The 20,921-nt window shown below is 64.4% G+C and carries 17 protein-coding genes; 4 read left to right on the forward strand and 13 right to left on the reverse strand.

Going from position 1 to position 20,921, the window contains the following annotated elements; genetic code table 11:
- Window positions 1–2: 2 nt before the first annotated feature.
- From AC097O_RS05285 to AC097O_RS05300, 4 genes are all read right to left on the reverse strand, one after another.
- Window positions 3–1,082 (reverse strand): adenylate/guanylate cyclase domain-containing protein, encoded by a 1,080-nt coding sequence (locus tag AC097O_RS05285; protein WP_315185509.1) that lies wholly within the window; start codon window positions 1,080–1,082, stop codon window positions 3–5.
- Between the two features lie 152 nt (window positions 1,083–1,234).
- A complete protein-coding gene (gene alaC / locus AC097O_RS05290; RefSeq protein ID WP_479591813.1) occupies window positions 1,235–2,446 on the reverse strand; it encodes an alanine transaminase in 1,212 nt (403 codons plus the stop codon).
- A 103-nt stretch (window positions 2,447–2,549) separates the two neighbouring features.
- Entirely contained in the window at window positions 2,550–2,924 is a 375-nt protein-coding gene (locus AC097O_RS05295) for a hypothetical protein (RefSeq protein ID WP_315185505.1), read from the reverse strand.
- A gap of 22 nt (window positions 2,925–2,946) precedes the next feature.
- A complete protein-coding gene (locus tag AC097O_RS05300) occupies window positions 2,947–3,147 on the reverse strand; it encodes a hypothetical protein (RefSeq protein WP_315185503.1) in 201 nt (66 codons plus the stop codon).
- Between the two features lie 171 nt (window positions 3,148–3,318).
- On the opposite strand from AC097O_RS05300, the gene AC097O_RS05305 reads away from it, so the two are divergent.
- Window positions 3,319–4,197 (forward strand): EamA family transporter, encoded by an 879-nt coding sequence (locus tag AC097O_RS05305; protein WP_479591814.1) that lies wholly within the window; start codon window positions 3,319–3,321, stop codon window positions 4,195–4,197.
- 70 nt (window positions 4,198–4,267) lie between these two features.
- Here AC097O_RS05305 and AC097O_RS05310 read toward each other — a convergent pair whose 3' ends face one another.
- From AC097O_RS05310 to urtA, 6 genes are all read right to left on the reverse strand, one after another.
- Window positions 4,268–5,674 (reverse strand): HDOD domain-containing protein, encoded by a 1,407-nt coding sequence (locus AC097O_RS05310; RefSeq protein ID WP_479591815.1) that lies wholly within the window; start codon window positions 5,672–5,674, stop codon window positions 4,268–4,270.
- Window positions 5,675–5,797: 123 nt separating this feature from the next.
- Window positions 5,798–6,490 (reverse strand): urea ABC transporter ATP-binding subunit UrtE, encoded by a 693-nt coding sequence (urtE, locus tag AC097O_RS05315; RefSeq protein ID WP_479591816.1) that lies wholly within the window; start codon window positions 6,488–6,490, stop codon window positions 5,798–5,800.
- Window positions 6,491–7,134: 644 nt separating this feature from the next.
- Window positions 7,135–8,010 carry an urea ABC transporter ATP-binding protein UrtD gene (gene urtD, locus AC097O_RS05320; protein ID WP_479591817.1) on the reverse strand — a complete coding sequence of 292 codons (876 nt, stop codon included), beginning with the start codon at window positions 8,008–8,010 and terminating at the stop codon, window positions 7,135–7,137.
- The gene (gene urtC / locus AC097O_RS05325) at window positions 8,007–9,110 is read right to left on the reverse strand and encodes an urea ABC transporter permease subunit UrtC (protein ID WP_479591818.1); all 1,104 of its coding nucleotides are present in this window, start codon (window positions 9,108–9,110) and stop codon (window positions 8,007–8,009) included. The genes urtD and urtC overlap by 4 nt, the downstream gene beginning before the upstream one ends.
- Complete coding sequence (urtB, locus tag AC097O_RS05330; protein ID WP_479591819.1) at window positions 9,107–10,681, reverse strand: urea ABC transporter permease subunit UrtB; 1,575 nt, start codon at window positions 10,679–10,681, stop codon at window positions 9,107–9,109. Before urtB ends, urtC begins: the two co-directional genes overlap by 4 nt.
- Before the next feature lie 138 nt (window positions 10,682–10,819).
- Window positions 10,820–12,079: an urea ABC transporter substrate-binding protein gene (gene urtA / locus AC097O_RS05335; protein WP_315185488.1), complete on the reverse strand. Its 1,260-nt coding sequence runs from the start codon at window positions 12,077–12,079 to the stop codon at window positions 10,820–10,822.
- 279 nt (window positions 12,080–12,358) lie between these two features.
- Here urtA and AC097O_RS05340 point away from each other — a divergent pair, with 279 nt between their 5' ends.
- The 3 genes from AC097O_RS05340 to AC097O_RS05350 all read left to right on the forward strand — a co-directional run bounded on the left by AC097O_RS05340 (window position 12,359) and on the right by AC097O_RS05350 (window position 16,623).
- Window positions 12,359–14,578, forward strand: coding sequence for an ExeM/NucH family extracellular endonuclease (locus AC097O_RS05340; protein WP_479591820.1), 2,220 nt, complete (start codon window positions 12,359–12,361; stop codon window positions 14,576–14,578).
- Between the two features lie 21 nt (window positions 14,579–14,599).
- Entirely contained in the window at window positions 14,600–15,313 is a 714-nt protein-coding gene (locus tag AC097O_RS05345; RefSeq protein ID WP_479591821.1) for a PEP-CTERM sorting domain-containing protein, read from the forward strand.
- Window positions 15,314–15,378: 65 nt separating this feature from the next.
- A complete protein-coding gene (locus AC097O_RS05350; protein WP_479591822.1) occupies window positions 15,379–16,623 on the forward strand; it encodes a D-arabinono-1,4-lactone oxidase in 1,245 nt (414 codons plus the stop codon).
- A 66-nt stretch (window positions 16,624–16,689) separates the two neighbouring features.
- Here AC097O_RS05350 and AC097O_RS05355 read toward each other — a convergent pair whose 3' ends face one another.
- From AC097O_RS05355 to AC097O_RS05365, 3 genes are all read right to left on the reverse strand, one after another.
- Window positions 16,690–17,619 (reverse strand): NAD(P)-dependent oxidoreductase, encoded by a 930-nt coding sequence (locus AC097O_RS05355; RefSeq protein ID WP_479591823.1) that lies wholly within the window; start codon window positions 17,617–17,619, stop codon window positions 16,690–16,692.
- 7 nt (window positions 17,620–17,626) lie between these two features.
- Complete coding sequence (locus tag AC097O_RS05360) at window positions 17,627–18,610, reverse strand: aldo/keto reductase (protein WP_479591824.1); 984 nt, start codon at window positions 18,608–18,610, stop codon at window positions 17,627–17,629.
- 138 nt (window positions 18,611–18,748) lie between these two features.
- Window positions 18,749–20,728 carry an EAL domain-containing protein gene (locus tag AC097O_RS05365; RefSeq protein WP_479591825.1) on the reverse strand — a complete coding sequence of 660 codons (1,980 nt, stop codon included), beginning with the start codon at window positions 20,726–20,728 and terminating at the stop codon, window positions 18,749–18,751.
- Between the last annotated feature and the right edge of the window lie 193 nt (window positions 20,729–20,921).

The following is a 20,921-nucleotide window of genomic DNA, read 5'->3' on the forward strand; positions in this document are numbered from 1 at the left end:
GACTAGCTGGCACCCACCAGCATCTGCACAAACATCTGCAGCTTGGCGTTGGTCTCAGAACCCAGGGCGGTGAACTCCAGGCCCGCCAGCAAGTGGCCGTCTTCGTGCTTGGTCTTCATCACCCGGGCGTAGATGTCGGTCACCGGGTACTCGACCAGGGTCATGTCAAAGTTCAGCTTCACGTCGAAACCCACCTCGATCGGCAAGTCCAGCTCCAGCAGCACGCCGTGGTAGCCGATGTCCAGGATGTGGGCCTTGATGGCGTTGGGCAGCACCGTGGTGCCTTCCAGGATCTGCAGGCTGCAGGGAATGCGCACCTCGGCCCGGTGGCTGCGGCGAAACTCCTGGCGCGGCACCTTGAGGTGCAGGCTGGGGATGGCGATGAGCTCGCGCACCTTCACAGGCACCAGCTTGCCCGCCACAAACACCTCCACCGGCTCGGTGGCCGACACCGTGCCGTGGCAGCGCTGGTAGGTGGTTTCGCTGATCAGCACCTGGCCGCGCAGGCTGAAAGACTCGATACGCGAGGCCAGGCTGACCTGGTTGCCGATCACCGTGTACTGCGAAAACGCCTCCGAGCCAAACCGCCCCGCCATCACCGTGCCGGTGTTCAGGCCGATGCCCATGAACAGCTCGGGCATGCGGCCCCGCTGGTACTGGTCGTTCAGCAGGCGCATGGCCAGCTGCATCTCCACCGCGCAGGCCATGGCGCGCATCACGTCGTCGGGCCGCTGCACGGGCGCGCCAAACAGCACGGTCATGGAGTCGCCGGTGAACTTGTCGATCACGCCCTGGTAGCGGTAGATCACCGCGCTCATGCGCTCCAGGCACAGGTTGAGCATGGTGACGATGGTGCCTGCGGGCTGCGAGGACGTGAGCGCAATGAAGCCACGCAAATCGGCCACCAGAATGGTGACCTCGCGGCTCTCCACCGGCAGGTTGGCGGTGTCGGGGCCGCCCAGGGCCACATCCACAATCGCGGCCAGCTCCGCCTGTACCACGGGCGATACCGGCGCACCCGTCTCTCGCGCCAGCAGCGCCTGCAGGCGACTGTGCGCCTCGGTCCTTGGATCAGTTTTCATGCGGTTCATGTTCCATGTAGGTAAGCCAAGCCAGAATAGGGCGGCATCCGATTATGGTCAAGATGCAACACCCTGAAACAATTAGGACTTGCGCGGCGCCCCTGTATCGCCCTTCGGGCTTACAGGGGGAACTTGCGTAAGTCCTGACACTTTCACGCCACAGGCACCCCGTCGGCCTTGAACATCGCCTTGATGCCGCGCACCGCCTGGCGGATGCGGGCCTCGTTTTCGATCAGGGCAAAGCGCACGTGGCCGTCGCCGTGGTCACCAAAGCCGATGCCGGGCGACACCGACACCTTGGCCTTGGCCAGCAGCTGCGTGGCAAATTCCAGCGAGCCCAGGGCCGCGTAGTGCGGCGGGATGCGCGCCCAGATGTACATGCTGGCTTTCGGGCAATCGACCTGCCAACCGGCCTCCATCAGGCCCTTGTAGAGCACGTCGCGGCGGCTTTGGTAGGTGGCGGCGATCTCGGCCACGCAAGCCTGGTCGCCCTCCAGCGCGGCGATGGCCGCTACCTGCAGCGGCGTGAAGGTGCCGTAGTCGTGGTAGCTCTTGATGCGCGCCAGGGCCGCCACCAGGTCGGGGTTACCCACCATGAAGCCGATACGCCAGCCCGCCATGTTGTAGCTCTTGCTCAAGGTGAAAAATTCCACCGCAATGTCCTTGGCGCCTGGCACCTGCATGATGGACGGGGCCTTCCAGCCGTCGAAGGTGATGTCGGCATAGGCCAGGTCGTGCACCACAAAGATGTCGTGCTTCTTGGCCAAGGCCACCACTTTCTCGAAGAACGGCAACTCCACGCACTGCGCCGTGGGGTTGCTGGGAAAGCCCAGCACCATCATCTTGGGCTTGGGGTAGCTGCCGCGGATGGCTTTTTCCAGCTCGCCAAAGAAGTCCACGCCTTCGGCCATGGGCACGCTGCGGATGTCGGCCCCGGCAATCACCGCGCCGTAGATGTGGATGGGGTAGCTGGGGTCGGGCACCAGCACTGTGTCGCCGCGGTCCAGCGTGGCCAGCATCAGGTGGGCCAGGCCTTCCTTGGAGCCAATGGTGACGATGGCTTCGCTGTCGGGGTCGATGTCGACCGCGTAGCGGTCTTGGTACCACTTGCTGATGGCGCGGCGCAGGCGCGGAATGCCCTTGCTGGCCGAATAGCCGTGGGTGTCGGGCCGCTGCGCGACCTCGGTGAGCTTGGCGACGATGTGCGCGGGCGTGGCCCCGTCGGGGTTGCCCATGCTCATGTCGATGATGTCCTCGCCACGGCGGCGCGCGGCCAGCTTGAGTTCGGCCGTGATGTTGAAGACGTAGGGGGGAAGCCGGTCAATGCGCGCGAAACGGCGCTTGCCTGCGGGGGATGCAGCCATGTTGATATATCTCACGTAAGCGCCCGGAACCGTCCGAGCGACGTGGCCTGCCGAATATGAAACACCGTGTTACCCCGGTGTGGGCAGACCCGGTGAGATGGTATCAGGCGCTGAGGTTGACCAGCTGGCCGGTGGCCTGCCCTTGCGCATTCACCACGGGCGGCAGCAGCAACGAGGCCGCAGGCGGATCGGCGTACAACCGCGACACCACGCCCGTGCCCAGCGTGCGGGGCTCGTTCTGGGCCACGCGCAGAGACTGCACGTAGTTGGCCACCAGCTGGTTGCTGCGCTCGGCGAGAGACCGGGCGTTCTCCTGGCTGACCTGGGCCGTGCGTTCGGCGCTGTCGGCATGGCGGCGCAGGTCGTCGGCGGTGTTCTGGGCCTGCTCGGCATCGCGCCGGGCCTGGACCACCCGCGTCTTGTCCGCCGTGGCCGAGGGCGACGGCGCGGGGCTGCTATTCAAGGCGATGCTGACCATGGCGAGCCCCTGTGGCGCAGGCTCAGGCGGTGGTGTTGACGATGCGCCCGGTGGTTTGGCCCTGGCTGTTGACCACGGGTTTGGGCGGCTTGGATTCGGTGACCTCGGCGGCTTTTTTCAGGTCGGCATCGTCGGGCCGGGCGGCGCGGTTTTGCGCGGGCTGGGGGGCATTGGAGGAAGAAATCGGCTGTGCGGTCTGCCGGTAGACTGAAGAGACATCCATGTCGGGCTCCTGGGATAGTCTCGCCATTTTAGGAGCGCACACGCTTGTATGCAACGACTGGAAACCGCCCGAAACCTGTGTCCCATCCGGGCGGCTAGAATTTATAAAAAATAGGCCTCTAGCGCTTATTCCATCAGCGCAAGCAGCTACAAAAACCATAGTTTCCACCCCATGCCTACATCCCTGCCCCTGCGCCACCTTTTGCTTGCCTTGGCCGTGGTGGCCGTGTGGGGCAGCAACTTTGTGGTGATCAAGGTGGCGCTGGTGCACTTCCCGCCGCTGTTTTTGGCAGCGTTGCGGTTTGCGTTGGCGCTGCTGCCCGCGGTGCTGTTTCTGCCGCGCCCGACGGCCAGCTGGGGCAACCTGGCGGCCTACGGGCTGTTGATTGGCGTGGGGCAGTTTGGCCTGCTGTACCTGGCCATGCAAGGGCATATCTCGCCGGGGCTGGCTTCGCTGGTGGTGCAGGTGCAGGTGTTTTTCACCATCGGCCTGGCAATGCGGACCACGCACGAGCGGGTGCAGCCCTTCCAGTGGTGTGCGCTGGGGCTGGCGGTGGCGGGCATTGCGGTGATCGTGCTGCACACCGACGGCAGCACCACACCGTTGGGGCTCTTGATGGTGGTGGGCGCAGCGCTGTCGTGGGCCGGTGGCAACACGGCATCGCGCAAAGCGGGCAAGGTGGACATGCTGGCCTATGTAGTGTGGTCCAGCGCGTTTGCGGTGCCGCCTTTGCTGCTGCTGTCGCTAGTGTTCGAGGGCGCGGATGCCTGGCGCACCAGCCTCACCCAGGCTGATGTGCCCAGTTGGCTGGCGCTGGCTTGGCAAGCCTGGGGCAACAGCCTGTTTGGCTACGCCGCCTGGGGCTGGCTGCTGGCGCGCCACCCGGCCGCCACCATCACGCCCACGGCCTTGCTAGTCCCCGTGTTTGGCATGGGCGCATCGGCCTGGTGGCTGGGCGAGCCACTGCCTGCGTGGAAGCTGGTGGCGGCGGCGCTGGTGATGCTGGGCCTGGTGCTGAACCTGCTGTGGCCGCGCTTGCGGACCCGGTAAATCTATATAAAACGGGTGCTAGCGCTTATTCAATAAGCACGAGCAGCTATTAAATCCATAGTATTTCAAATCAAGCTGCCGGAGCCGACCCGCGTACGCTGTTCTCTGCCGCCCAGGTCCAGGCCTGGGCCGACAGCTCCAGCACCCGGGTGGCGCTGGTGAAGCCGTCCGCGGCGGCGCTGGCTTCGCTGGCGGTGTGGTTTTCTACGTCCAGCGCGGTGCGCAGGTAGACAAACCAGGGGCCGGACTGCGTCAGCAGGGCTTGTGCGCCCTCGGGCGGCAGGCTCAGGGTGGCCACCACGTCGGTCGGGGCCATTTTCAAAATCAAACCCAGCATCGAGGCCAGGCCCAGGGTAAAGAAGCGGCCCGGTTCGGATTCGCCGCGCTCCAGCGCCAGCAGCTCCACAAAGCGGGCGCGCCACAGCGCCACCTCTTGCAGCGCCGACGACAACTGGCGGCTGCCCGCAAACTGCATCAGCATCAGCGACAGCCAGCGGTGCAGGTCGTTGCGGCCCAGCAGCATCACCGCCTGGTCGATGCTGGCCACGCCGCCCAGGTGGGCGTAGGCTGCACTGTTCATGCGCTGCAGCAGGCGCACCGACACGCCGATGTCGCCCTTGATGTCGCCCACGATGACCGCCGTGTCGGCACCCGCCGCCAGCTTGCTGATCAGCAGCGCCACGCGGCCCACCTCGGGTGCCAGCGGCCCGGCTTCGGCTACGGTCTTGGCCATGTCGGTGGCGGTCAGGCTACCGCTGGCCAGGCGCACGCCGCCGTGCAGGGCACGCTCCAGGTCTTCCACATTGGCCATGTCAATGGCGATAAACGGAATATTGGCCAGGCCCTCAGGCGGCGATTTGACGGCAGCGATGAGCCCGGTCACCGCCGCAGGCGTGCCGGGCCGGACCAGCAAAAAGTCGGGGTTGGAGCCCATGGACTGCCCCGCCCCCCAGGCCAGCTTGGCCCCCACCGCACGGAACTCGGCCACCTTGGCCGCCACGCCGAACATCAGCTCAGACGACAAGGGAGCCGCTGCCGCATTGAATTCCACGCCAATCACCGTGCCTGCGTCGTTCTTGGGCACCACCGCCAGCGGCAACCAGGCTGCGGGCAGGCGCGCAAAGCCGATGCGCCCGTCCATGGCCACCAGCCGGGCCGCCACCAGCACCGCCGCCACATGCGCGGCCTGCGCGACGGAGTCGGCTCCCATGGCCAGCGCACGCAAAGCCATGTCGTCGATACGGAACTCAAAACCCGCCACCTGGCCATTGGCCCCCATCAGGGGCCGCCGCGCCGCCAGGGCCACCGGCGTAGGACGCGAGGGAGGGACCGCCACCGCTGCAGGCGCAACGGGCGGCGGGCTGGCAACAGGCTGAGGACGGCTGGAACGCGGGGCGGAGGCAGGCGGCGCAGGGGTAGCTGGGGTCGGCTTACCACCCAACAACTTGGACAGCGCGCGTTGGAAAAAAGAGGTCATGGGCTTAGAGCTTCGTCCAGTCAAGGAGCAAGGATGCGACAGCCCTCACTTTATCGCCTTCCGCATGAAATTGTATGAAATTGTTACTCTTTCATGCGGGCCAGGGTCCCCGCGGCCCCAGGGTCAAATCGCCACCAGATTGCGCACGCCGTTGGCTTCCATGTCCTTGCCCAGGCCGCGGGCGATGAACTCGCCGCGCTCCATGACCAGGTAGTCGTCGGCCAGCTCCTGGGCGAAGTCGTAGTACTGCTCCACCAGCAAAATCGCCATGTCACCCCGGTCGGCCAGCATGCGGATGACGCGGCCAATGTCTTTGATGATGCTGGGCTGGATGCCCTCGGTGGGCTCATCCAGGATCAGCAGCTTCGGCCCCGCCGCCAGCGCGCGGGCAATGGCCAGCTGCTGCTGCTGCCCGCCCGACAGATCGCCGCCACGCCGGTTGATCATCTGCTTGAGGACAGGGAACAGCGTGAACAGCTCGGGGGGTATCGGCGTGCTGGCGCTCTTGTAGGCCAGGCCCATGCGCAGGTTTTCTTCCACCGTAAGGCGCGCAAAAATCTCGCGGCCCTGCGGCACAAAGCCGACCCCGGCGCGGGCGCGTTCGTACGGCGTGAAACCCTGGATGGGTTTGCCGTCGAGCTCGATGGTGCCAGTCTTGATCGCCACCAGGCCCATCAGCGATTTGAGCAAGGTGGTCTTGCCCACCCCGTTGCGGCCCAGCAGCACGGTGACCTTGCCCTTGGTGCATTGCAAGCTGACATCCCGCAAGATGTGGGAGCCGCCGTAGTATTGGTTGATGTTTTTGACGTTCAGCATGGTGCTAACTCCAGATTGTGAGATGGCGCGTGCCTGTACGTTGGTTAGCGTCCATCAGCAGGCCGGGACGTGCGCCCGGCAGCGCAGTAACTTTCTTTTGCGTGGCCAAAAGAAAGTCACCAAAGAAAAGGCCAGCCGAAGTCGTCGCCCGGCACTGCGTACCGGTACGCTGCGTTGCTCGGTCTGGGCGGGGTCTGGCTAAACTCGCTGCGCTCAAACAACGCCAGCCCTGATCCGCCCAGCCCTGCGCTACTCGCCGACGCCACACGGCATGGACGCGGGAGCGGACACCCAGCCCGGCCCTGCCGGGCTCGCGCCCTAGGCGCGATGTGGCGCAAAGCGCCACCGATCCCGATCCCCGGGGTCCCCCTCTAGATGCGCCGAGGAGCGCAGCTTCAGGCGGAAAAGGGCTGGCGTTGTTTGAGCGCAGCGAGTTTAGCCAGACCCCGCCTGAAGCGAGCACCGCAGGTTTCCGCAGCGCAGCGGAGGACGCAGGTAGTGGGGGTGGCCTTTTCTTTGGTGACTTTCTTTTGGCCAAGCAAAAGAAAGTTACTGCGCCGCCGGGCGCAACTCCCGGCCAGGGGCCAGCGTTAACGCCAACCCACAGTGGCATCAGACCAATAGGGGTCTGACCCCTAATAAATTTACCGACCAAGATACACCTCGATCACCCGCTCATCCGATTGCACCTGGTCCAACGTCCCCTGTGCCAGCACGGAACCATCGCACAGCACGGTGACGATTTCGCTGATGGTGCGGATGAAGCCCATGTCGTGCTCCACCACCATCAGCGAATGCTTGCCCTTGAGCGTCAAGAACAGCTCGGCGGTACGGGCGGTTTCCTCGTCGGTCATACCGGCCACGGGCTCGTCCAGCAGCAGCAGCTTGGGGTCTTGCATCAGCAGCATGCCAATCTCCAGCCACTGCTTTTGCCCGTGGCTGAGGTTGCCTGCCTGGCGACCCACGCTGTCGGCCAGGTGGATGGTGACCAGCATCTCGGCCAGCTTGTCGCTCTGGGCCGAATCCAGCTTGAACAGCATGGACGATTGGACGCTTTTGTCCATCTTCAGCGCCAGCTCCAGATTTTCGAACACGCTGAGCTGCTCGAACACCGTTGGCTTCTGGAACTTGCGGCCAATGCCCAGTTGGGCGATCTGCGGCTCGTTGTGGCGCAGCAAATCGATGGTGCTGCCGAAAAACACTGTGCCCGAATTGGGCCGGGTCTTGCCGGTGATGATGTCCATCATCGTAGTCTTGCCCGCACCGTTGGGGCCGATGATGCAGCGCAGCTCGCCGGGCGCAATGTCCAGCGACAGGCCGTTGATGGCCTTGAAGCCGTCAAAGCTCACGTGCACGTCTTCCAGGTACAGGATGCGGCCATGGGACACATCCACCTCGCCGGGTGTGTGCAGCCGCGAGAAACCGGCTTCGCGGCCACCGGACTCGGTGTTGCCCGACACATAGGCAGGGTCCTTGGCTTCCAGGCGGCGCGCGCCCTCTTCCATCAGATCGGGGGTCATGCTTTGGCTCCCTTTAATTTCTTCACCAGCCCCACCACACCGTCCGGCAGGAACAACGTGACGGCAATAAACAAGGCCCCTAAAAAGTACAGCCAGAACTCGGGGTAGGCCACGGTAAGCCAGCTCTTGGCCCCGTTGACTATGAAGGCACCGAGGATGGGCCCGATCAGCGTGGCACGCCCGCCCACCGCCGCCCACACAGCGATCTCAATCGAATTCGCAGGACTCATTTCGCTGGGGTTGATGATGCCCACCTGGGTCACGTACAAGGCCCCGGCCACACCGCACATCACAGCCGAAATCACCCAGATGCTGAGCTTGTAGCCCAGCGGCGAATAGCCCGAGAACATGACCCGGGTTTCTGCGTCGCGGATGGCCTGCAGCACGCGGCCATACTTGCTGCCCACCAGCCATTTGGCAAACAAGAAGAAGCCCAGCAGCGTCAGCCCGGTCAGCACAAACAAAACCATGCGCATCGACGGCGTGGCCATGGGCATGCCCAGGATGCGCTTGAAGTCGGTGAAACCGTTGTTGCCGCCAAAGCCGGTTTCATTGCGGAAGAACAGCAGCATGGCCGCAAAGGTCATGGCCTGGGTGATGATGGAAAAGTACACGCCCTTGATGCGCGAGCGGAAGGCAAAGAAGCCAAAGATCAGCGCCACCAGGCCCGGTGCAAACACCACCAGGAACAGCGTGGCCCCGAAGCTGCCACTCAGCGCCCAGTGCCAGGGCAGCTCTTTCCACGACAGAAAGACCATGAAGTCCGGCAGGTCGCTTTTGTAGTTGCCGTCCTGGCCGATCTGGCGCATCAGGTACATGCCCATGGCATAGCCGCCGAGTGCGAAAAACATGCCGTGGCCCAGGCTCAAGATGCCGGTGTAGCCCCAGATCAGGTCCATGGCCAGGGCGGCGATGGCGTAGCACATGATCTTGCCGACCAGGCCAATGGCGTAGTCGCTCATGTGCCAGATGCTGTCGGCCGGCACCACCAGGTTCAGCAGCGGTGCCACGGCGCACACCACGATCAGCGCCACCATGAAGCTGCTCCAGCCGCTACGGGTCAGCAAGGGGCCTTTAAGGGGTAATTGAACGTTGCTCATGCTTCTGCACTCCGGCCCTTCATGGCGAAAATTCCCTGGGGGCGCTTCTGGATGAAGATGATGATCAGCACCAGCACCGCAATCTTGGCCAGCACCGCGCCGGTCCAGCCCTCCAGAAACTTGTTCAAGATGCCCAGGCCCATGGCGGCGTAGACGGTGCCCGCCAGTTGGCCCACGCCGCCCAGCACCACCACCATGAACGCATCCACGATGTAGCCCTGGCCCAGGTCCGGGCCGACATTGCCCACCTGGCTCAGGGCGCATCCGGCCAGCCCGGCGATACCGGAGCCCAGTGCAAACGCATAGGTGTCGATACGCGCGGTGTTGACCCCCATGCACGAGGCAATGGGGCGGTTTTGCGTGACCCCGCGCACAAACAGGCCCAGGCGGGTTTTGCCGATCAGCCAGGCCACGCCCAGCAGCACGGCCACCGCAAACGCAATGATGACCAGCCGGTTGTAGGGCAGCGACAGGTTGGACATGACCTGCCAGCCCCCGCTCATCCACACCGGGTTTTCCACGCCGACGTTTTGCGCGCCAAACAGGCTGCGCACGCCCTGCTGCAGCATCAGGCTGATCCCCCAGGTGGCGAGCAAGGTCTCCAGGGGGCGGCCATACAGAAAGCGCAGCACGCTGCGTTCCAGCGCCGCGCCCACCAGGGCTGCGGCCAGAAAAGAGGCTGGCACGGCGACCAGCAAATACCAGTCGAACGCGTTCGGCAGGTACTTGAGAAATGCGGTTTGCACCAAGTAGGTGGCATACGCGCCAATCATCATCAGCTCGCCGTGGGCCATGTTGATCACGCCCATCAGCCCGTAGGTAATGGCCAGGCCCAGGGCCACCAGCAGCAGGATGGAGCCCAGGCTGATACCACTGAAGACGGCACCCAGCTTGTCGCCCCAGGCCAGCGAGGCCTCGACCTTGGCCAGGGCGGCGTTCAGGGCGGTTTTGACATCCGCATCGGTCTCGACAGTCAGGCGCGCCAGCAGCACGGTCTTGGTGCTAGGGTTACCGCTGTCGGCCAGGGTGGCGGCGGCTTCCAGGCGGCGGACCTTGTCGGGGCTGCCCAGCAGCAGGGCACCGCGCAGCAGGCCTAGCTGGTCTTTGATGGCGGGGTTGGTCTCGGCGGCAAAGGCTTTTTCAACCAGCGCCAGCTTGGCCGGGTCGGGCTCGGCCAACAGGGTGGTGACCGAAGCGGCGCGCACCTTGTCGTCTTTGGAAAACAGCTGCAGGGCGGCCAGGGCATTGTCCAGCTCGCCACGCATCTGGTTGTTGTTGATGATGTCTTCGGCTTCCTCAGGCAGCGCCAGCTCGGCACCCGTGACCGGGTCTACCGCCTTGTCGCCCTGCATCAAAAAGACCTTGTCTTCCAGTGTCTTGACCTGGTCGTCGGAGATGGCCTGGATGAAGGCGACGGTCTTCTCGTCAGCGCTGACCACGGCTTTGTTCAAGGCCTCGATACGTGCCTCGGTTTCGCCGGTTGCCAAGCCTTTTACCTCGTCAACGCTTAATCCATAAGCGTGACCAGCTACCAAAAGCGTAGCAGCAAAGAGTAGTTGTCGAATCAACATGGAGTGGCCTGTTGGTTGGGCATGGAAGCGATACCAGATCTGTATGCAAATACTGTTCCAGCAGACTTAGCCTGCCGAAAAAAAAGGGCGCCTCTCGCCCAAAGCAAGAGGCGCCCAAAGACAAAAGCAACGAGGTGCTTACTTCTTCACAGGCTCATCTGGCTTGCCAGCGTTGCCTTCGATAAACGGGCTCCATGGCACAGCCTTCACCGGGCCGGGTGTCTTCCACACCACGTTGAACTGGCCGTTGGCCTTGATTTCGCCGATGAACACCGACTTGTGCAGGTGGTGGTTCTTGCCGTCCATCTCGGACACGATGCCCGAGGGTGCGTTGAACTTCTGGCCAGCCATGGCCGCGATCACCTTGTCGGTGTCGGTGCTGTTGGCCTTCTTCACGGCCTGGGCCCACATGTTGATACCGATGTAGGTGGCTTCCATCGGGTCGTTGGTCAAAGGCTTGTCGGCACCGGGCAGCTTCTTGGCCTTGGCATAGGCCGACCACTTCTTGATGAACTCGGTGTTGGCCGGGCTCTTGATGCTCATGAAGTAGTTCCAGGCAGCCAGGTGGCCCACCAGCGGCTTGGTGTCCACACCGCGCAGCTCTTCTTCGCCCACCGAGAAGGCGACGACGGGCACGTCCTTGGCCTTCAGGCCGGCGTTGCCCAGTTCCTTGTAGAAGGGCACGTTGGAGTCGCCATTGATGGTGGACACCACGGCTGTCTTGCCACCGGCAGAGAACTTCTTGATGTCGGCCACGATGGTCTGGTAATCAGAGTGACCAAACGGGGTGTACTTCTCGTCGATGTCGGTCTCTTTCACGCCCTTGCTCAGCAGGTAGGCGCGCAGAATCTTGTTGGTGGTGCGGGGGTACACATAGTCGGTGCCCAGCAGCACCCAACGCTTGGCACCGCCACCGGCCTTGCTCATCAAATAATCCACGGCGGGAATGGCTTGCTGGTTAGGTGCAGCACCGGTGTAGAACACGTTCTTGGACAGCTCTTCACCCTCGTACTGCACGGGGTAGAACAGCAGGCCGTTCATCTCTTCCACCACCGGCAGCACCGACTTGCGCGACACCGAGGTCCAGCAGCCGAAGATCACCGAAACCTTGTCCTGGCCCAGCAGCTGCTTGGTCTTTTCGGCAAACAGCGGCCAGTTGGACGCGGGGTCCACCACCACGGGTTCCAGCTTCTTGCCCAGCAGGCCGCCCTTGGCATTGATTTCGTCAATGGCCATCAGCACGGTGTCTTTCAACACGGTTTCCGAGATGGCCATGGTGCCGGACAGGCTGTGCAACACACCGACCTTGATGGTGTCGGCCGCATGGGCGGGCACCATGGACAGGGAGGACAGGGCGACAGCGGCGGTGAGTGCCTTGAGAGTGAATCGACGTTGCATGTGTGCTTCTCCGTAAAGTAAATGAACCCGGCTCGCCGTTGTGAAATGCGGCGATGGGTGGACTTTAGGGGGGGCCCGCCGATACGGGAATACGCCGGGTGGCGTACAGCAACCCACAGTGCCATCGACACACCACTGTCATTGCAGCCCATAAAAATGCAGTGTTGATCTGCGTCCGGGTGGCACCACCATGGTGGTCCCCCAAACGCAACACCTGTTCTATCCACAGGTCTGGCACGCTCTACAGTGTGCGGCCTACCCACAGCCCCAAGGACATCCATGCGTTTTTCCCGCACCGCCCTCTCCACCGCCGCCCTCAGCGCCCTGCTGCTGGTCGCCTCTACCCAGGCCCAGGCCGCTGACACGCCGGTGTATGCCATCCAGGGCAGCACCGGCACCAGCCCGCTGGTGGGCCAAACCGTCACCACCACCGGCGTGGTCACACGCATCAACAACAACAGCTTTTACCTGCAAGACATGCTGGGCGACGGCAACCCGGCCACCTCGGACGGCATTCTGGTGTTCACCGGCAGCGCCCCCACCGTGGCGCGGGGCGACCTGGTGCGGTTGACAGGCCGCGTGGTCGAGTTCAACACTGGTGCCGCCGCCAATGCCGACACCTTGGCCCACACCGTGACCGAGCTGACCACCATCACCGGCCTGTCCGTCATCGGCACCGGCCAAAGCATTGCCCCGGTGGCCATCACCCTGCCCCTGGCCGATGTGGAAGACTTCGAGCGTTATGAGGGCATGCTGGTCACCATCAACGGGCCGTTGACCGTGTCGCAAAACTACTTCCAGGGCCGCTACGGCCAGCTCACCTTGTCGGCCCAGGGCCGCCTGGAAAACCCCACCAACCGCCTGCGCCCCGGTGCCCCAGCGCTGGCGCTAAACGCCGACAACGCCCGCCGCAGCTTCATCCTGGACGACGGCAGCAGCCTGCAAAACCCCAACCCCATGCCCTATGTGGGCGCAGACAACACCTTGCGCGCGGGCGACACCGTAGCCGCGGTCACCGGCGTGCTCGACTACGGCCTGGCCACCGCCACCAACACCGACTACGGCTCCTACAAGATCCACCCGACCGCAGCCCCGGTGTTCAGCCGCCAAAACGCCCGCACCGCCACGCCCGAAGCCGTGGGCGGCAACATCCGTCTGGCCAGCTTCAACGTGCTGAACTTCTTCACCACCTTCACCACCGGGGCCACCGCCTCCGGCCAGACCGGCCAGGGCTGCACGCTGGGCACCAGCAATGTGCGCAGCAACTGCCGGGGTGCCAACAGCCTGGCCGAATTCGAGCGCCAGCGCGCCAAGATCGTGGAAGCCCTGCTGGCCATCAACGCCGACGCAGTAGGCCTGATGGAAATCCAGAACAACGGCAACACCGCGCCGCAAAACCTGGTCGATGCGCTCAACGCCCGCCTGGGTGCTACCACCTACGCCGTGGTGCCCGACCCCAGCACTGGCACGGGCACCGACGCCATCAAGGTATCCATGATCTACAAGCCCGCCCGGCTGGGCCGCGTGGGTGATGCCTCCAGCGATGCCAGCCCCATCCACAACCGCCCACCCCTGGCCCAGACGTTTGCCGCCGCCAATGGCGAACGCTTCACCCTGGTGGTCAACCACTTCAAGTCCAAAAGCTGTGGCGATGCCACCGGTGTGGATGCCGACCAGGGTGACCTGCAAGGCTGCTGGAACAGCACGCGCCTGCAACAGGCCCAGGCCTTGCGCAGCTTTGTCGGCAGCCTGCAAACCCGCAGCGCCAGCAACGACGTGCTGCTGGTGGGCGACTTCAACGCCTACGGCCAGGAAGACCCGGTCCACCACCTCACCAGCAACGGCTTTGTGGACCAGATTGGCCGCTTCAGCAACTTTGGCTACTCGTACGTGTTCAACGGCGCGGCGGGTCGGCTTGACCACGCCATCACCACCGCCAGCATGTCGCCCAAAGTGGTCCGCGCCACCGAGTGGCACATCAACGCCGATGAACCTTCGGTGCTGGACTACAACCTGGAATTCAAGCAACCCGCCTGCGCCACCTGCGGCCCCGACCTGTACAGCGCCAGCGCGTACCGCTCGTCCGACCACGACCCCGTGGTCCTGGGCCTGAACCTGTACAAGACCATCACCGGCACCGCAGGCCGCGATACCCTGAGCGGCACCCCCGGCGACGACCTGCTGGTGGGCGGCGCGGGTGCCGACACCCTGAGCGGCGGCGCGGGCCGCAACCTGTTTGCCATCACAAATTTGCGCGATGCAGGCGACACCATCACCGACTTTGTGCCCACCAAGGACCAACTCGACCTGCGCCTGTTGCTGGCCAGCCTGGGCTATGCGGCAGACGCACCCGGTGCCGAGAGCCTGCTGCGCGTACTGCCCAACGGCAGCCACAGCGTGCTGCAATTCAACGCTGGCGGTGTGTGGCGCTCATTGGCAACGCTGCAAAACCTGGCCCCCGCTGACATTCAGATCGCCCGCGACATCGTGCTGCGTTAACTTTTCACATTTCCACACACTATGAACTTCTTCTCTCACACCACCCTGGCCATGTCCCTGATCGCCGCCCTGTGCGGCACCGCGCAGGCCAGCGTCGTCAACGGTAACTTCAGCGCAGGACTGTCCGGCTGGAGCACCCTGGGCGACGCCAGCGTACAAGGCGGCCAACTCACCCTGAACACCAGCACCGTGGTGGCCGACGATGTGGATGCCCTGGGCAACCCGGTGGCCAGCTTCAACCGCTCGGGCACCGATGCAGCCGAGGCGGGCCTGCTGACGGCGGCCAGCGCCCTGGTCGCCGGAGCGTTGGACGTGTCGGTGTTCGATGCCGCCACCGAAGGCGCGCTGGCCAGCCAAAACTTCAGCGCCAACGCGGGCCAGACTTTGAGCTTTCTGTGGAACTTTGGCACCCGCGACAGCTTTGCCGACTACGCCTTTTTAGTGCTCGACGGCGTGCTGCTGCGCCTGGCCGGGTCGGCCGATGCCACGCTCACCGGCACGGGCGACACCCTGCTGGAAACCGGCTTTGGCCGCTACAGCCTCACGCTGGGCAGCAGCGGCAACCACAGCCTGGCGTTTGGCGTGGTGGACGTAGGCGACACTGCCGTGCTGTCGTCGTTGACCATCGCCGACGTGCAGCTCAGCCCCCGCAACGACGTGCCCGAGCCCGCATCGCTGGCCCTGGTGGCGCTGGGCTTGGGCATGTTGGCTTGCCGGAAATTTAAGGTTAAATAGCGCTTTGGCGCTTGTCAGCCCTGCACAAGCCGCTATGTATTTCACCCCATTTCGTCGGAGTCCCCATGCAATTCGAAAAAGGCGGTTTGTGGCGCAATTGGGTCGGCAACCAGTCGTGCATTGCGCGCTACAAGGGCGCGCCCACGTCCGAGGCCCAGTTGTGCGAAATGGTGGCCGAGGCCGACCGACTGGATTTGAACCTGCGCGTGGCGGGCTCGGGCCACAGCTTCACGCCGGTAGTGGGCACGGGCGGGGTGCTGCTGTCGCTGGCGCAGATGCAGGGCGTGCACCGCTTTGACGATGCCAAGAAGCAGGTCACGGTGGCCGCAGGCACGCGCATCCACGACCTGGCCATTGCCCTCAAGTCACACGGCTTTTCGCTGGTGAACCAGGGCGATATCGACTCGCAGGCGGTGGCGGGTGCCTTTACCACCGGCACCCACGGCACCGGTGCCAAGCTGGGCTGCCTGGCCACCTCGATTGCCGGGCTGCGGCTGGTGCAGCCCGATGGCAGCGTGCTGGTGGTGGATGGATCGGACCAGGATCTGCTGCACGCCGCCCAGGTGTCGGTGGGCACGCTGGGGGTGATTTCCGAGCTGACGCTGCAGGTCACCGATGCCTACCACCTGCATGAACACGTGTGGCGCGACGACTTCGAAACCTGCATGGCCCGCCACGACGAGCTGGCCGCCACGCACCGGCATTTCGGTTTTTTCTGGTGCCCCACGCCGCACAGCCGCCAGCTGTACTGTTTGGCCGATACGGCGGATGCACCCTTGACTACCACGGCGAAGACCGCTGACGTGTGCGAGATGAAGGTGATCGACATTACCGAGCGCCCGGCGCTGGACACACCGTTTGAAAAAATCGCCTACTCGTCCGAGATCTACCCCATCGAGTACGTGCCCAACTTCCACGAGCTGGAATACGCCGTGCCGGTACAGCACGGCAAAGAGGCGGTACGCGCCGTGCGCGAGCTGATGCTCACCAAGCACACCAATTGCATCTTCCCCATCGAATACCGCTTCACTGCGGGCGACCCGGCCTGGATCAGCCCGTTCCACCAGCAAGACAGCATCACGCTGTCGGTATCCGGCCAGCCGGGCGTGGACTACTGGGACTATCTGCGCGATGTGGATGCCATCCTGCGCCGGTTTGGCTCACGCCCGCACTGGGGCAAGATGCATTTTCTGGACACCGACGACGTGACCGCGCTGTACCCGCGGGCGGAAGATTTCCGCGCCCTGCGGCGCAAGCTGGACCCGCAGGGGCGCTTTCTAAACGACCACGTGCGGGCGCTTTTGGGTTAAGTGCAAAATAAGCCCCCAGCGCTTATTGGACAAGCACGATAAGCTAATAAATCAGTAGCAAAGGCTTCAGGTTGTTCCCGCTGGCGGTGGAGCAACTTTGGGGGCCAGATCCACCCCGCTGAGCTGGCCGATGATCTGCGGCAGCATGGGCACGTACTTCGGCCCCGCACCACCGCCCACGGCCAGCGCAAAGGAATTTTTCACCGCATTGCCCAGCGGATTGGCCACACCCGCAGCGTCGGCCATGGACTCCAGGTAGCGCAGGTCCTTGAAGGCGTTTTGCAGGGTGAACTTGTGCGCGTCCTGGTTGCCGTCCAGCGTGTAGCCCATGAAGGTTTGGTAGAAGCCGCAGTCCATGCGGCCACCACGGATCACCGCATCCACGCGCTGCGGCGTGATGCCCACCGCCTGCGCGACCGCCAGGGCTTCGGCGTACAGCGCCGCGTAGCCCAGCGAGATAAAGTTGTTCACCAGCTTCATGCGGTGGCCGTCGCCCGGGCCGCCGATGTGCACCACCTTGCCCGCCCAGGTGGCCAGGATGGGCTGGATGCGGTCAAACGTGGCCTGGTCGGCACCCACCATGGTGTCCAGCGTGCCCGCCCAGGCTTCCTTGGGCGTGCGGCTCAGCGGCGCGTCCACCAGGGTCACGCCAATGGCGGCCAGCTCGGCGGCCAGGGCCACGGTGGAGGTGGGGTCGGCGGTGGAGCAATCGACCAGCACCGAGCCCGCACGCAAGCCACTGGCCAGGCCGTTCGGGCCGCGGATGAGCGCCTCCACGTCCTTGGAGCCGGTCACACACAAAAACACCACCGTGGCCTGCGCGGCCAGCGCCTGGGGCGAGTCGGCCCGGGTGGCACCGCGCTGCAGCAGGTCAGCTACCGCCTCGGAATCGCTGCGGGCATAGACCGTGAGTGGGTAGCCCTTGTCCACGATGTTCTTGGACATGCCGTGGCCCATCAAACCCAGGCCGATGAAGCCGATGGTTTCGGTGCTCATATTCGTCTTACCAGCGCTGGTGCACCAAAGGCTTGGCGAAGCGCTCGTAGACATCCGCCAGCGCCTGCATGGTGCTGTCGCTCAAGGCAGGCAGGTCGGCGGCGGCCACGTTGTCGGCCACCTGGGTGGCGCGCTTGCCGCCGGGGATGCTGCAGGTGACTGCCGGGTGCATCTGGATCCAGCGCAGCGCCATTTGCGCCATGGTCATGCCCTCGGGCACCAGGGGGCGCATGGCTTCCACGGCCTGCAGGCCCACGGCGTAGTCCAGGCCGGAGAAGGTTTCGCCCTTGTCGAAGGCCGCGCCCTCGCGGTTGAACAGGCGGTGGTCGTCGGCAGCGAAGTGGCTGTCGGCCGCCATCTTGCCGCTGAGCAAACCGCTGGACAGCGGCAGCCGCGCCAGGATGCCCACGCCGCGCTTTTGGGTCTCTTCAAACAGCAAATCCGCCGGGCGCTGGCGGAACAGGTTGTAGATGATCTGCACGGTTTGCACGCCGGGGAAGGCGATGGCTTTGAGCGCCTCTTCCACCTTCTCCACGCTCACGCCGTAATGGCGCAGCTTGCCGGCCTTTTGCAGGTCGTCCAGCACGCCAAACACCTCGGGCATGTAGTACACGTCGGTGGGTGGGCAGTGCAGTTGCAGCAGGTCGAGCGCGTCGGTGTTCAGGTTGACCAGGCTGCGCTCCACAAAGGCGGTGAGGTTCTCGCGGTTGTAGCCGCCCGCCACGTGCGGGTTCAGGCGGCGACCGGCTTTGGTGGCAATGTAGAACGGCTCGCTGCGTTCGCGTTTGAGCTGGGCCAGCAGGCGTTCGCTGCGGCCATCGCCATACACGTCGGCGCTGTCGAAGAAGTTCACGCCCAGGTCGAGTGCGCGGTGCAGCGCACCCATGGATTCGGCATCGCTGACCTCGCCCCAGGTGCCACCAATGGCCCAGGCGCCGAAGCTCACGGTTGAAATGTTCCAGCCGGTGCGGCCAAGGGGGCGGTATTGCATTGCGTGCGTCTCTTTGTAATGGGGGCGGCCAGTATCGCACCGCAGGCGATTTAGTGCAGCGCGTCAACAATCTAAGAGAAATCAGCCCTCAGCGCCCATTCCAGCAGCACAAGCAGCTATTTATTCAATAGCACTCAGTCAATGCTGGGTGGTGGGTTCCACCCGCACCGGCACGGCGTGGGGCAGGCGGCCACAGGCCAGCAGGCTGTCCAGGTCCATGGCGCGGGCGAAGTGGTAGCCCTGGCCGCAGCGGATGCCCAAGGCGACCAAGCGCTCGATTTGCTGCGGGGTTTCCACGCCTTCGGCGACCAGGCTGGCGTGGTAGCGCAAGGCGCTTTCCTGGGCCAGCGACACGGCGGCCTGCATGCGGGGCTGCTCCAGGCGGGCCACCATGCTCTGGTCAATCTTGATCTCGGTAAAGGCAAATTTGGCCAGCATGGACAGGCCGGAATAGCCGGTGCCAAAGTCGTCCAGCGACAGCGTCACACCGGCGCTGGCCATGGCGGCCATGCTCTCGCCCACGGTGTCGATGTCGGGCACGGGGCTGTTTTCGGTGACCTCCACCGTCAGCAGATCGCAGGGGATGCGCGCCATGCGAAGCAGCGCCACCACCCGCATGCCGAAGCCCGGCACGGTGAGCGAGGCCGCCGACACATTCACCGCCAGGGGCAAGGGGCGCTGGGCCTGCAGCGCCAGGCCGATGGCGTGCACCACGGTCTCCACGGTGCACCACTCGAATTCGATCAGCAACTGGTTGCGCGCCGCCACCTCCAGCACCAGGGGCGGCGAGATCGGCTGGCCGCTGGCATCCTTGGCGCGCAACAGGGCTTCGGCCCCGAGCACTTCGCCGCTGCGCAGGTCGCACTTGGGCTGGTAGGCCAGCGGCGCGCGGCCGGCGCTGATCCAGTCGATCAGCAGGACGCGCAGCTTTTCGTCGAGCAAGGCTTTTTCTTCGAACGAGCGGTGGAAGTAGCGCAGGGGCCGGGTATCGCTTTGCAGCGCCAGGCTGAGGTTGCGCAGGATGGCATCGGCCGACTTGTGCGTGCTGTCGTTGCCCATGGCCACGCCCATGCGCAGGCGGGGTGCGGCCTCGCCCGCGCGGGTGCGCAGCAGGTAGTCGGACAGCTCGGCGTAGAAATGGTCGGCCATGCCGGTGTGTTGCAGCTTCTCCAGCGTCACCCCGCGCAGCACGATGGCCAGCGCCAGGTCGGAAAACATGAAGTACTGCGGTGCGTAGGGCTGCAAGGGGCAGGTCAGGGCATGGGCACGCACAGCGGCCACCAATTGGCCCCAGAACGTGTCGGGCCAGCCATGCCCGTGCAGGCGCACCATCTCGCCCAGGTTGGACAGCTCCAGGGTCAGCACGGTGCTGGTCACCTCGCCCGGCTGGGTGGCCAAGCCGTCGAGGTATTCGCGCAGGGCCCGGCGGTTGGGCAGGCCGGTGAGCGGATCGGTGCGGTCCTGGGTCTGGGCCCGGTCTGCCGCATCGCGGTCGCGCGCCTCGCGGCGCAGCAGCACCAGGAGGCCACCCAGAATCAACCAGGACAGCCCGGCCCCGAGCAGGCGCAGGACCAACAGGTTCTGGCTGGTCTTGGTGGGCACCAGGCCCACCGCGCCAATGGCCGCGATCGACCCCAGGCTGAAAGCCATCTTGGCCAGCCAGACCATCCAGATGTCGCGCACCGAGAGTTCCACCAGATTTTTACGCATCGCCCAGCGGTGCATCAGGATGCCGCCCAGGGTCAGCATGGCCATGTCTGCGGCGGCGGCAAACCCGTTGTTCAGCCCGCCGAACAGCAGGCGCGCGGTCACCATGCAGGCCCAGCAGATGGCTCCACCCAGCCAGCCGCCAAACAGGCCGCCCAGGAAGAGCACGTCGGTATTCAGATAGGGTTTGGACGGCTGGGCCAGAAATTCAAACGCCAGCCCGAGCAGCAGGAAACCGGAAATGCCCAGCACGCAGCCGTAAGCCAGCCCCTCCGAGCCCAACAAGGGCGTGGTCTTGCGGCGCAGGCTCAGCACGGTACTCAAGATACCCACCAGGGCTGCAGCCTGCAGCATCAGCACGGGGTAGTTGCGAACCTGTTCCTGCGTCAAGGGCAGCCATACATCGAGCATCGTGAGGTTCAGTTTCCTGCAGTGGGGACGCGGTGCAAGCGATGATAGATTTTAAAAATTTAACTGTATGCAAAAATCATAATTCTTACAAAAACATACAAATAAATGCAACGGAAATGGCCTGACGCGCAGGCGACAGGAGCCCATGCCGTGGCACAAAACCTGCTGATAATCCCGCTGGCAGACGCTGGGG

This window comes from Rhodoferax sp. LS1P39, assembly GCF_056521425.1.